This window comes from Dyadobacter psychrophilus (assembly GCF_900167945.1).
GTDB classification, from domain to species: Bacteria; Bacteroidota; Bacteroidia; order Cytophagales; family Spirosomataceae; genus Dyadobacter; species Dyadobacter psychrophilus.
Genome location: NZ_FUZA01000001.1, coordinates 864231 through 877281, shown reverse-complemented (window position 1 = coordinate 877281; position 13051 = coordinate 864231). Strand labels below are relative to the sequence as shown.

12 protein-coding genes and 2 tRNA genes are annotated in these 13051 nt (G+C 44.3%); 6 read left to right on the top strand and 8 right to left on the bottom strand.

Annotated features, from left to right (window positions below):
• Positions 1–32: 32 nt before the first annotated feature.
• The 3 genes from B5X68_RS03895 to B5X68_RS03885 all read right to left on the bottom strand — a co-directional run bounded on the left by B5X68_RS03895 (position 33) and on the right by B5X68_RS03885 (position 2994).
• The gene (locus B5X68_RS03895; RefSeq protein ID WP_082213332.1) at positions 33–1130 is read right to left on the bottom strand and encodes an efflux RND transporter periplasmic adaptor subunit; all 1098 of its coding nucleotides are present in this window, start codon (positions 1128–1130) and stop codon (positions 33–35) included.
• Between the two features lie 144 nt (positions 1131–1274).
• Positions 1275–2522 carry a chorismate-binding protein gene (locus B5X68_RS03890; RefSeq protein WP_082213331.1) on the bottom strand — a complete coding sequence of 416 codons (1248 nt, stop codon included), beginning with the start codon at positions 2520–2522 and terminating at the stop codon, positions 1275–1277.
• Between the two features lie 46 nt (positions 2523–2568).
• Positions 2569–2994, bottom strand: a complete 426-nt coding sequence (locus B5X68_RS03885; RefSeq protein WP_082213330.1) for a hotdog fold thioesterase — start codon at positions 2992–2994, stop codon at positions 2569–2571.
• A gap of 85 nt (positions 2995–3079) precedes the next feature.
• Between B5X68_RS03885 and B5X68_RS03880 the strand changes: the two genes are divergently transcribed.
• The 4 genes from B5X68_RS03880 to B5X68_RS03865 all read left to right on the top strand — a co-directional run bounded on the left by B5X68_RS03880 (position 3080) and on the right by B5X68_RS03865 (position 6518).
• The gene (locus B5X68_RS03880) at positions 3080–3724 is read left to right on the top strand and encodes a histidine phosphatase family protein (RefSeq protein ID WP_082213329.1); all 645 of its coding nucleotides are present in this window, start codon (positions 3080–3082) and stop codon (positions 3722–3724) included.
• A gap of 103 nt (positions 3725–3827) precedes the next feature.
• Positions 3828–4895 carry a sensor histidine kinase gene (locus tag B5X68_RS03875; protein WP_082213328.1) on the top strand — a complete coding sequence of 356 codons (1068 nt, stop codon included), beginning with the start codon at positions 3828–3830 and terminating at the stop codon, positions 4893–4895.
• Positions 4896–4944: 49 nt separating this feature from the next.
• Positions 4945–5679, top strand: coding sequence for a LytR/AlgR family response regulator transcription factor (locus B5X68_RS03870; protein ID WP_082213327.1), 735 nt, complete (start codon positions 4945–4947; stop codon positions 5677–5679).
• Positions 5680–5705: 26 nt separating this feature from the next.
• Entirely contained in the window at positions 5706–6518 is an 813-nt protein-coding gene (locus tag B5X68_RS03865) for a PdaC/RsiV family protein (RefSeq protein WP_082213326.1), read from the top strand.
• Here B5X68_RS03865 and radC read toward each other — a convergent pair whose 3' ends face one another.
• From radC to B5X68_RS03845, 4 genes are all read right to left on the bottom strand, one after another.
• Positions 6519–7223 (bottom strand): RadC family protein, encoded by a 705-nt coding sequence (gene radC / locus B5X68_RS03860; protein WP_082213325.1) that lies wholly within the window; start codon positions 7221–7223, stop codon positions 6519–6521. It abuts the gene before it with no gap.
• 58 nt (positions 7224–7281) lie between these two features.
• Positions 7282–8817, bottom strand: a complete 1536-nt coding sequence (locus B5X68_RS03855) for a hypothetical protein (RefSeq protein ID WP_229208271.1) — start codon at positions 8815–8817, stop codon at positions 7282–7284.
• Positions 8818–8879: 62 nt separating this feature from the next.
• A complete protein-coding gene (locus B5X68_RS03850) occupies positions 8880–9626 on the bottom strand; it encodes a zinc ribbon domain-containing protein (protein WP_082213323.1) in 747 nt (248 codons plus the stop codon).
• A 44-nt stretch (positions 9627–9670) separates the two neighbouring features.
• Positions 9671–10771, bottom strand: a complete 1101-nt coding sequence (locus B5X68_RS03845; RefSeq protein WP_082213322.1) for a Nif3-like dinuclear metal center hexameric protein — start codon at positions 10769–10771, stop codon at positions 9671–9673.
• A 160-nt stretch (positions 10772–10931) separates the two neighbouring features.
• Here B5X68_RS03845 and B5X68_RS28840 point away from each other — a divergent pair.
• A tRNA-OTHER gene (locus B5X68_RS28840) sits at positions 10932–11033 on the top strand.
• Between the two features lie 41 nt (positions 11034–11074).
• Positions 11075–11148: transfer RNA gene (locus tag B5X68_RS03840), tRNA-Asp, on the top strand.
• Positions 11149–11222: 74 nt separating this feature from the next.
• Here the strand turns inward: B5X68_RS03840 and B5X68_RS03835 are convergent.
• Entirely contained in the window at positions 11223–12926 is a 1704-nt protein-coding gene (locus B5X68_RS03835; RefSeq protein WP_082213321.1) for an arylsulfatase, read from the bottom strand.
• Positions 12927–13051 lie beyond the last annotated feature (125 nt).

Below are 13051 nucleotides of genomic sequence, written 5' to 3'. Positions count from 1 at the left end.
GTTTCAAGGGAATAGTCATCGTACCGCCGTACTTACTTCGCAACATTCAAGCTTTTTACGCTTCTCACTTTCACAGGAGCATCAGGACGGGCAAATAACACGCCCGAAACAACCACGGTATCGCCAACACTCAGGCCGCTCGTTACTTCCACTACATCTTCCCGTCTGTCGCCAGTCTGGATCTCGACGAACACTGCCTTACCACCTTTTACAGTAACTGCCTTTTTACCCATTGCCTCCGGGATAATGCAGTTGGTAGGGATCATAATACTGTTTTTATTCGTACTCGCATTCAAATATACTTTGGCAAATGAGCCCGGACTGGTAGATCCCGAGTTCAGGACGGCTCTCACCGTAATGTTCCTCGTCGTTTGGTTAACCTGCGGTTCCAGGGCTATAATCCGCGCAGTTTCTCTTTTGCCTGAATTTTGGTCCAGAAGCACTTCTACATTCCGGCCTTTCTGCACATATTTCTGATAGGTTTCAGGAATTGTAAAGTCAATTCTCAGGTTCGACAACTGCTGCATGGTTGAAATAATGCTCGTAGGCGTCACAAAAGAACCTTCACTAACCTTTCTTAATCCTATAACACCGGTAAATGGCGCCCTAACAATTGTTTTGTCAATCAAAGCCTGCGTATAAACCATATCCGCCTTCAATGTATTAACCTGATTTACAGCCAGATCGTAGTCTGCCTGGTTAATGCCGTTTACGGCCACAAGTTGTTTTAATCGTTTCTCAGTTGTTTCTGCAAGATCAAGCTGCACTTTCGATCTGCTTAATTGCGCTTGCAAATCGGCGTTATTGATTCTTGCTATTACCGTCCCTTTCGAAACCGTCTGTCCCTCAGGAACATAGAGGAAAGTAAGCAATCCGCTTACTTCCGGTCTCAGTTCGGCGAATTCATTGGCAACAATTGTTCCGTTAACCTCAACTTTATCACTAACTTTTTCAGACTTGACAATAATGACGTCCACAATGGTGGGACCGCCACCGCCGCGAGCCTGGAAGGTGTCTTTTTTTTCTTTACAAGAAAATGTGGAGAGGAGCGTACCCGAGATAATTACAAATGAGAGGGTTTTATTCAGATTCGGTATTTTTGAAAATACAGACTTTGCGTTTGAATTCATAAAAATGATAATTCCAGAGCTTATGGTTTAGGGGCCGTTGTTAAGATTAATATTGAGTTTCGGGTCTTTCCCAAAATTATATATTAATCTAAAACCTATTGGACTTTTTTCTACTATAAAAGTTTAAAAGCAGAAAATATATTTTTAGAATTCCTGGGCAATTACCTTCAAAAGCGTATCACATTTCATCTCCGTTTCCTCCCATTCACGCTCTGGGATGGATTCTTCGGTAATTCCGGCACCGGCAAAAAATGTTGCTTTTCCCTCTTTAAATCTGACTGTCCGAAGGTTAACAAACAAATTTGTATCCCCCCCAACCTGCGCTGGCCCCAGAAAGCCACTGTAAAATGAGCGGTCATAACCTTCAATTTCTGTCAGAAATTGGAGGCTCGGTAATTTGGGGACGCCGCAAACTGCGGATGTAGGGTGCAGCAATTTTAACATCACCGAAGCCAGTTCCGGGAAGTTCAGCGCAACAGTGTCGACTTCAAAATCAGTTCTTAAATGGTATAAGTTGCCCGCCAGCACCGTTTTAGGGCCTGTTTCGGTGTATTCACGCAACCGGATTTTCTTGAAACATTCAACGATATAGCGGCTCACCAATGCTTGTTCCTCAATTTCCTTTTCTCCCCAGCGTATATCAAATTTTGGGATCAGTTCACCCGCCTCGCTACGCGCATTTTGTGTTCCAGCCAGCGACATTGTCCTGAATGTTCCGCTGGAATCCTGACGAACCAGCGCTTCCGGGCTTGCACCAAGCCACATTTCGTTGCGATCGGGGAGATTTACCAATGAAACAAAAGCATGAGGATACACTTTGGCCAGTTTGCAGAATGCTTTCGCGGGTTGAAATTTTTCGCAATAAGGCAGGTCTTTGGTTCTGGATAAAACCACTTTTTTGAACTGGTTCTGCCGGATTGCTGAAACGGCAAGTTCAACAGTGCGCTGAAAACGGGCACGGGAATCCAAATCAGGCAAATCCGGGATTGCGATGGCATCACTATTAGCTACTTCATGGTCCTGCTTCGCTATTTCATTAGCCAGGCTTACCAGCAGCGCAACGTCCGGGTGTTCTTCGCCAACATTGTGTTGAATGTCTTGAATGTTGCTTTCCTCTGAAAACGTCAGAATGATATCGCCCTCTAAAAACAGCACTTCTTCATTTGTATCCCAATGGAAATTGCTCATCACAAATCCGGGAGATAGTTTTTCTAGCTCGGGTTGGCATTTTCTGATCCCTTCCTGGATGGAGATCAGCAGCTGGATTTCATTTTTATGTGGTAACCTCCATAATGCCGACGGAAATCCCAATTGTCTGGATGCCGTCCAGAGTTCCTCGACCTGTAATCCCTCAAATATGGAAAGTCGTGTGTCGGTTTGTACTGAAAGCATTTATACTTAGAATCTAATAGTTAGGTTATTTTTCTGCAAAATAAGGTCAGCGCTCCGCATTCACAATAGCAACTGTCAACCGGCTGATACATACCAGCTTATTTTCCTCATTCGTAATTCTGATATCCCAGATATGGGTCGTCCGACCCAGATGGATCGATCTTACGGTTCCATATACAAACCCGTGCTTCACCGGACGCAGGTGATTAGCATTGATCTCGAGTCCCACCGCGTGTTGTTTCTCCGGGTCCGGCAGGCAAAGGAAAGATGCAATGCTGCCCAGCGTCTCGGCCAAAACAACCGATGCGCCGCCGTGTAAAATTCCAAACGGCTGATGCGTCCGCTTGTCCACTGGCATTCTTGCAGTTATATAATCCGTTCCGATCTCGGTGAATTCAATTCCAAGATGATTCGCGATTGTATTCTGGCTAAAAGAATGAAGTGCATCAAGCGTGATGGATCTAGTGAACATATCTAAAAAATGTATAAATTTGTAACGGCTATAAAGGTTAAAAACAAGGTATTTGCAAAATTAATATTTAAATTATCCTATTATTTTGAAAAGAAAGTCTATCTACCTCATTCGCCACGGTGAAACAGATTTTAACCGCAGGGGAGTGGTTCAGGGAAGTGGTGTTGATTCCTTGCTGAATGAATGGGGCGAAGCCCAGGCTGCCGCTTTTTTTAATGCTTACCAACATGTCCCTTTTGACAAAATTTATACTTCCGATTTAAAACGAACACAGCAAACTGTTCGCGGGTTCATCAAGCTGGGCATACCGCACGAAAGTTACGCAGGCCTCAACGAAATCTCCTGGGGGAACCGCGAAGGCCGTGAGCCCAATACGGGCGATAATAACTATTACCGCGAGCTGGTAACTGCCTGGAAAAACGGACAGGTTGAATTAGCAGCAGAAGAGGGCGAAAGTCCGTTGCAGGTCAGGGAGCGCCAGATCCCGGTTATTGAGACAATCCTTTCCCGTCCACACGAAAGAAACATCCTTATTGCTATGCACGGCCGTGCAATGCGGGTGCTGCTCACCACGCTTTTTAGTCAACCATTGGTGAAAATGGACGATTATGAGCACAGTAACCTCTGTTTGTACAAAATCAATTATTCTTACGACACGGCTAAATTTGAGCTCGAAGTTTCCAACGACATTACCCACTTATTGTCTCTGGAAATACCCCAAACCTTGTAAAAACCGCTTGTGTAGATTCGTTTCCTTTGGTGTATTTGTGAACTGAAGTGCAGGTCACATAGATACATTTGCCGAAGTTCAAACAGCACAACAGAAAATCTTCATGTCCAAAAAACGTACTTATTGGACGTTACAAATTCTCGGCTGGACGTTGCTGATCATGTTCGAGTACATTCCTTATGCGCTCGAATTTGGTTTTGAAGCCGGCGTCTTTTACACAGCATTAGCCAATATTCTGTTTGTTATTTGCCTTACGCACGTATACAGGCTGGTGATCCAAAAATGGAACTGGTCATCATTACCACTCCCACGGCTTGCTTTGCGGGTTATTGGGTCGGTCTTATTATTAGGGTTGATCATGGCGCTGGTCAATCAGCCTATGGACCGGAAAGTGCTTGAAGAGAATTTGCTTAACCAGCCACTCGTTTTCTGGGGTTACTATGCAACCTGGTGCAAAAACTTACTTGCCTGGATTTTGTCTTACACAGTTTATCATTATATAGAACAGACAAGGCTTGCCAGTTACGAGAAGATCATGCTGAAAATGTCTATGCGGGAAGCAGAAGCGAAGGTTTTACGTTCGCAGCTCAACCCACATTTTACATTCAACGCACTGAACAGCATTAGGGCGCTGGTATATGAAGATCCTAAAAAAGCGCAGCTCAGCATCACGCAGTTATCCAATATTTTGCGAAATTCGTTACTGGCCGACAGACGGAAAACGGTTGATTTGCAGGAAGAATTGAGAACCGTCGAGGATTATCTGGAACTGGAAAAAGTGCGTTACGAAGATCGTTTACGCTACTCCATCGCCACAAATCCGCAGGCGATTTACTGGCAGGTTCCGCCGATGATGCTGCAAACTCTGGTAGAAAACGGCATCAAGCATGGAGTTTCCAAAGAAATGGGTGGTGGATTTATCGATGTAAAATCGGAAATTGCGAACGAACTTCTCATCATCACCATTCTGAATTCCGGTAACCTGGGAAATACGGATTCGGGTGGTGTCGGATTAAAAAATACAGCCGAGCGGCTATCAATTTTATATGGTAAGGGGGCGACTTTCCGCATTTTTCAGGAGAAACCAGATGTAGTTTGCTCGGAAGTGCGGATCCCAATGCTGTCGGAAGGCGTGATGATGGTAGGAGAGGAGACGGGAAAAAGCAACTGACGGCTTTACATCAATTTTAAAACTTCATTTTATTCCTAACTGACCTGTTATGAGGACTCTTATTGTCGACGACGAACGCCTTGCAAGAAACGAATTAAAAAGGTTACTGGAACCTTATACCAGGATTGACATTGTGGGCGAAGCGGCCAATGCGGAAGAAGCATTGGTGATGATTGAAGAATTACAGCCGGAACTGCTTTTTCTCGACATTCAAATGCCTGGTAAAAACGGTTTCGAATTACTTTCTTCCATTGAAGGAAAAACCCCGGAAGTGATTTTTACCACGGCTTATGATGAGTATGCGATCAAGGCATTTGAATTTAATGCGCTTGATTATCTCTTAAAGCCAATTGATTCAGAGCGTTTAAAAGACACGATCCATCGCATCGAAGAGAATCAGGCACAACCCGAAACGCCGGCTCACGCGCACGAACGCGCTGAAAAAGTGCTTGGTGAAAATGATCAGGTTTTTGTTAAGGATGGAGAAAAATGCTGGTTTGTGAAATTGGGCAAAATCCGTCTTTTTGAATCAATGGGCAACTACGTACGACTGCATTTTGACGATCAAAAACCTTTGGTCCTAAAATCCCTGAATAATCTGGAAGAACGGCTGGAACCTAACACTTACTTCCGGGCCAATCGCAAGCACATTATAAATTTGCACTGGATTGAGAAAATTGAACCCTGGTTTAGCGGCGGATTGCTCGTTACGCTACAAGGCGGCGACAAAATTGAAATTTCTCGTCGTCAGGCCATCAGGTTTAAAGAGCTGATGAGTTTATAATTGGTCTCCATTTCATCAGCAATAATATGCATTTAAACAAAATCTGTTTTTTTCTTTTCGTCATATCTTTTCTTGCGGCTTGCAAAGGTTCGGGTGATAAGGAAAATTCGGGAAGTAGGGAGAAGTTCACGGGCATTAAGAAGAATAAGCAATTTGGTGGCTGCGACACGGTCAGTAACAAAGGCATTTCTATCATCGTTAATCTCTGGGAGCCATCCGATTCCAGTCAGTCTTCGAAAGCGATCCGGGCTGCCTTAACACAGAAATCTATTCAAAGAATCAATTCCTACGGAGATTCTGCCAGCATTGCAGCGAATCCGCAGGCGGGTAAAAGCGTAAAAGGTGCTTTTGATGTTTTTGAAAAAAATTACAATGACTTCAAAAAGGACTTTCCGGACGCTCCAGGCTGCTGGGAAGTGGAGTTGAAAGGCGATACAGTCTTTTCGTCACCAAAAGTGCTGTTTTATCAGCTTGATCATTATGCCTTCACGGGCGGAGCACACCCCAATACATTTCGTTCATATCATGCTTTTGATGCCAGAACAGGGAGCGAAATAGAAATGAAAGACTTTATTTCCGATTCTACCGCACTGCTGAGCCTGGTGGACAAAGCATTTCGAAAAACAGAGAAACTGAGCGCAGAAACCGATTTGGAGGAAGCAGGTTATTTTTTGGTCAACCATAAATTTGTGCTGCCCGTCGCTTATGTTTTCACGCCTGAGGGCATTTTGTTTTACTATAATCCGTACGAAATCGCTGCATATGCCCGGGGCGCCATTCAGTTTACTATTCCTTACGCCGAGCTGGACGATGTGATTGATAGAGATAAGGTTTTCTGATCACATTTCACCTTCATCCTTGAAACTATAATAACCATTATCGGTAAAGATCATATGATCCAGAACAGGCATGTCGAGCAATCGGCCTGCCTCTTTTATTTGTAATGTGAGCGCGCAGTCGGCCGCACTGGGCGTAAGCTGGCCGGAGGGATGATTATGCACCAAAATCACGGAGCTCGCAAGGTTGTCGACCGCCAGCTTGAAAATCACTTTGATATCCACTGCGGTGCTGGAAACCCCTCCAACGCTGATCTGAACTGATCGCATAACCTGATTAGCCCTGTTCAGAAGGATTATCCAGAATTCTTCGTTGGGTTTGTCAAGCAAATATGGCTTCATTTCCTCATAAGCGGTTTTTGAGTTGGTGATCTTCCGTTTCTGCGTCCCTATCAGGTCGTTTCGGCGGCGTCCGAGTTCGAGCGCTGCCAAAATGGTAACCGCCTTTGCTTCCCCAATGCCCGGATGTTTTTTGAGGTCGTTCACCGTGACCTTCGCGAGTTCATTAATGTTGTCCTTGCACGATTGCATAATGATCTTTGCGAGGTCAACAGCGGACATATCACGGGTTCCCGACCCGATCAGGATTGCAATCAGTTCTGCATCCGACAATGCCGCCCGGCCTTTGAACATGAATTTTTCGCGAGGGCGGTCCTCTTCGGACCAGCTTAATATTTTCAGAGGATTTTCGTATCCGTTTTTCGACATAAAGAGAATTGGTGATTTTTCCCTTTTGACGTTACGATCCAGAAATGGTCACATCCGTTTATTGGCCCAATGTTGTAAGTGCAGCGCGCGCTTTGTTGTCGATGCTGTTTTTGTATTCGTGTTTTTTGAATGACATTGCCTTTTTGAAGTATGCAATTGCGTTGGGCTTGTCATTTTTTTCTAAGGAAATATAGCCTAGTTGTAACGCAGAGGCCGCTCCAAAGCCAGCTGCCTCCTGTTTGGTCAAATTCAGCGCGCGGTTATAATAGGGAACAGAAAGTGCCGGATGACCTGATTTTTGAAGGATCCTGCCTTTTCTATAATTGAATTCTGCTTTTTCTTCGGTCGAAATGAATGATTTTTCGGTGACGGTTTCCATCAAAGCGGACGCAGTTTCCAGATATCCGCCGTCCGTTGCATATCGGGCTTTGTAAAGAATTTTTTGGTTCGGACTTATTTTTCCGGAAATGAACTCCGCAGCTATCCTTTCCGCGAGCTGATCCGCTTCGATAATCGTGCTGCCGGATCCTTTTACTTTTTGTATGAATATATTCGCCTCCCGATCCTGATCAACGAGCCAGTTGCACATAAAAAGCTTCAAGTTGCTATCCTTGATGTAATTAAATCCCGGGTAAATTTTCAAAAACACCTTGTAATGACCTTCCGCTTGGGCGTAATTGCCCTTTTGAAGGTTTATTTCTCCCTTTAAATAGTCGAGGAACGGGAAAGAGACGTAAGCCGGGCCGGAAGGTGCCTCAGCCAGATAATATGCCGCATCTTCGCTGCGCCCTTCTTTCATTAAAATGGTTGTTGCAAAAAAATGCAGAAGCAAATTGTCAGGCTGCTCTTTGGGCCAATCGCGAATGCGGGATTGTTGCGCAGGCGAAAGCTGCAATGTGTAGGCGTGCAACAAAAGATCAATTAACTCTGCCTCTTGCCGGAAAAATGGCAGTTCTTTTTCAACAATCCGCAGCTCGCTGATGCCATTCTGGATATTTCCTTTCAGGCCAAGTATCTTTGCGACCCAGCCGTAATTTTCAGGAATGGAACCTATTAAAACGTGTAACAGGCCAAGAGATTTAAGTGTTGGCAGAAAATCGGGGAATATTTTTTTGTTTTCCTCGAGGAGTTTGTAGGCCTTAATGATCTCCCACGATCCACTGATCTCATTCCCGAATTTAAGTTTGGCAAATGCCCAGTGCATACGTATTTCCGCTTGAAGGAAACGTTTGTAAGGAGAATTATCAGGTAACTTACCCAGGGCGTCGAGGCGCAGATTTTCTTTTTGAGATAACGTTTTGTAAGCTTTTTTATCCTCCGAGATCAAAAGATAATGCAGATCAGCGTAGTTATCCAGATAGGGAATAAGTGCATTGTCTTTTTCAGAAGTGCGCTCCGTATTTATTAACGCACGAGCGGACGGCAAACGTAGTTTCTGAATCTCGAAATAAGCTTTTTGCAGCTTCGGTGTGAAGATGACGTCATACTGTAACTCTTCCGCGTTTACAGAAAAAGGATACACCAGGAAGAAAACCAGCATAGCCGATCTGAGAAATCCGGACGCAGGAATATGCCAGTTACTTTTCCAATTCATATTTAAGCCCATAAAAAAAGGTTGTCCGGGTAAGACAACCTCTTAATCTTTTATATGGAAAGTTATCTGCGCTGATGAACAGGCTCAACACTTTCAACGTCTGCAAGGATACGTCCGCAATGTTCGCAAACGATCAGTTTCTTGCGCTCACGAATGTCAGCCTGACGTTGTGGCGGAACAATGCTGAAACAGCCTCCGCAAGCGCCGCGTGATACGTGAACAACTGCCAGACCATTCATTGAGTTGTCGCGGATCTTCTGATAAGATTTCAGCAAACGATCCTCAATTTTCTTGATATGCTTTTCTCTTTCTGCAATCAGCCCTTTTTCCTCAGCTTCACTTTCGCTGGTAATAACATTCAGTTCACCTTTTTTCGCTTTAAGATCTTCGTTTCTTTCATTCAAAACGGATTCTGCACGGTTTGCATCATCTTCGATCAGGCGGATACGTGCTTTGGCTTCATTAATTTTCTTATCTGCCAATTGCATATCAAGCTCTTGCAATTCAATTTCCTTGGTGATCGCATCATACTCGCGGTTGTTGCGAACATTCATTTGCTGATCCTTGTATTTTTTGATCAGTTTTTCACCTTCTTTCTGAGCATTTTTGAAATTCTCAATCTCGGTGTTCAGGTTGGCGATCTCACTTCTGAACTTGCCTAAACGTGTTTCAAAGCCAATAATCTCATCTTCCAGATCCCGGACTTCCTCAGGAAGATCACCACGCGTTTTTAGTATTTCGTCAAGGCTTGAATCAATTTCCTGCAATTTCAGGAGAGCGTCTAATTTTTGTGCGATTGTGTTTTCCATGTATGTCTTTAATGGACTTGTTTCAATGCGTAATAAGTGAAGGTTTAAACAAAATATCGTACCGGATTGGTATTGACTTCTGACAAACAGAGTGCAAAATTAGGGAATTTTCCCGATAAATAGTTATAGAGTAAATTTTTCGTAAACACTTCGCTTTCATAATGCCCGATATCGCATATCATAATGTCGTTTTCGGCATCAAAAAACTCGTGGTATTTGTAGTCAGCTGTAACGAAAACGTCCGCCTCAGCGCGAATCGCATTGGGCAATAGAAAACTTCCTGCACCGCCGCAAACGGCAACACGCTGAATCGTTTCTTTGACGGGTCTGGTATGTCTGATCACATTTAGCTGCATTTTTTCTTTTAGTAAGCGCAGAAATGCCTCCGTGTCCAACGGCTCGTGTAATGCACCAAAAGCACCCGCACCCACTTCCTGATTTTCATTTTCGAGGGATTGAAGATAATAAGCGACTTCTTCATATGGATGTGCCCTTTTCAAAGTGCTGATAATGGCGGCTTCAAGGTGTGAGGGGAAAATCAGTTCTGCACGATGCTCAGTCACCACTTCCTGCTTCCCGCTTTCACCAATCACCGGGTTGGCCGAACTGTTGGGGCGGAATGTTCCCGAACCTTCCGTCTGGAAGCTGCAATTGGAATAATTGCCAATGTTTCCCGCCCCGGCCTCATGAAGCGCATCAAGGATGGATTGCGTGTTTTCGACAGGGGAGAAAAAAGTGAGTTTGGAAAGTACTTGCTTTTTAGGGGCAAGTACTTGAATGTTTTGAAGGTTTATCAAATTGGCAATTTGCCAGTTTACTCCATTGATAACGTGGTCGAGGTTCGTATGGGTGGCATAGATGGCGATATCATTTTTGATGGCTTTTAGAACAGTGCGCTCTACATAATTCCTGCCATTCAATTTTTTCAGGCCTTTAAACACAATCGGATGGTGGGCGACGACAAGATTACAATTGCGCTCAATGGCCTCTGCTATCACTTCCTCAGTCACATCCAATGTCAATAGCACGCCAGAAACCTCTGTCACTCCTGATCCTACAATAAGTCCGGCGTTATCGTAGCTTTCCTGGTAGGCTGAGGGAGCGAGTTGCTCGAGAACCTGAATAACTTCTTTTATTAATGTCATTTTATGTGGGCTACAACTGTTTCACTTTCAGATTCTTCTTCATTTTGGCACTATTATTTTGCAAATAAAATAACTAAATTGGTGTCCTAAGTATTGCAATGGAAAATAATAATACTAGTTTTGCACCACGTTTTACAGAAAAGTGCTGTGAAATTATTCTGGTTTGGTAGTTCAGTTGGTTAGAATACATGCCCGGCTCACGTTGAGTGTCACGCATGGGGTCGCGGACTTCCGCAGCCCGGTTCGAGTCCCGTCCAGACGGCCGGAAAAGTTTAAGTTAAGTTTTGAAGTTCTTTATTTAATGGTTTGGTAGTTCAGTTGGTTAGAATACATGCCTGTCACGCATGGGGTCGCGGGTTCGAGTCCCGTCCAGACCGCAGAAAGCTCAGAGAAATCTGGGCTTTTTTCGTTTTTAGGGCCACGAATGCACGGATTTGCACGAATGTCGGATTTACTTTTTGCTGGGTTTCGGGAAGACCTGATGCGTAGCGGCCCATTCTTGCCATAAGCCCGAAAGCTCTTTTACCTTTTCAGGATGTTTTGCTGCCAGATTTTTTGTTTCCGTTTTATCGGCTTGTAAATCATATAGTTGCCAGGTTGTGTCGCGCGCCAGCGACACCAATTTCCAATCTCCTTTTCTTGCATATCTTGCTCCAAAGTGTTCATTATAAAGTTCTTCATGGCCTTTTGACGACGTTCCCGAGAACGTTGCTGTCAGGCTGGATCCCGTGGTTGGCGTGATTTTCCGTCCATTGTGTTTGGTAGGATAGGTTGCACCAGCTAGTTCACAAAACGTGCTCATGAAATCCATAACATGGCCTACGTGGTCACTAAAACTACCTTTCTTTGCCGTGATGCCTTTGGGCCAGAACGCAATCATTGGCGTGTTGATGCCGCCTTCCAGCGATTCGGCTTTCCAGTATCGGTAAGGCGTATTGGAAACAGCTGCCCAGTGCGGGCCGATAGATGCATAACTGGTTTGAGGCCCTGGTAATGCTTGTTTTTCTGTTGCGTAGACGATTTCTGCTCCGCCGCGGGTTTCGCTCGGACGATCAAATCCCTTGCCATATTTGGCGCAGTCTTCCGGACTGGCACCATTGTCGGAAAGAAACATGATCAACGTGTTGTCTAGCTGGCCATTCTGTTTCAATGCATTAATAATACGTCCTATCCCCTGATCCATGCGATCCACCATTGCGGCGTGTACTGCCATGGCCTTTGCATCCCAATCTTTGGTAGGATTGTCTTCCCATTGCTGCAAATTTTGATCGGGTTCCAATTTTGTTTTTGCGGGATCAATCAGTCCCTGCCTGACCATTTTTTCATAGCGCGCTTGCCTGATGGCATTCCAGCCTTTTTTGTAAGTGTCTCTGTATTTTTCAATGTCCTCTGGTTTGGCCATTAGCGGCCAGTGAGGTGCATTTTGAGCCACATAAATGAAAAATGGTTTATCAGTTTTGGCAAAACTATTGATGTATGAAACGGTCGTATCATTAATAGCGTCGGTATGGTAGTAGTCTTTCGGAACTGTTTTGACCGGTTCTGTTCCATTCACAAGACTGAAAGGATCAAAGAAATCAATAACACCCCATATTGTGCCAAAAAATTTATCAAAACCATGATTGGTTGGATATTGTTCGATGGGAGAGAAATTGCCGAAATCCTTCTGATGGTTTAGCCAGGCCAATTGCTCTTTCGGATCTTTCTGAACAATTGTATTGGAGACGTGCCATTTACCCGTCATTCCGGTTTGGTAACCAGCCGCTTTCAAAACCTCGGCCAATGTAACAGCATTCGGCGTCAAATGTCCTTGATAACCGGGCTGATTCTCTGGCTCGGTCATTTTTCCAATGCCCGCCTGCTGATTATATAGCCCTGTCAACAGCGAGGCGCGGGTAGGGCAGCAGCGGGATGTGTTATAAAATTGCCGGTAACGAATGCCATTTTGGGCCAGGAAATCAATATTTGGGGTTTGGATTTCCCCTCCGTAGCATCCCAGATCCGAATAGCCGAGATCATCAGCAAGGATGACAATGATGTTTGGTCGTTTTGCTTTCTGACCAACATTAGTTTCTTGCCGTTTCCAGGCTAATAATGTAATAATGAAAATTGCGGTAATTAACGCGCACAGTAAACGGAGTGATTTTCTGATCATGTAATATATGCTCTATAATCCTTAATTATACACTGTTATTCAGCGCTTTAAATTTGTAACCCTTGTTTCTTTAAATTTTCTTTTTTCAATGTAAAAAAGTAATTTCACTTGACCATCTCCAACTA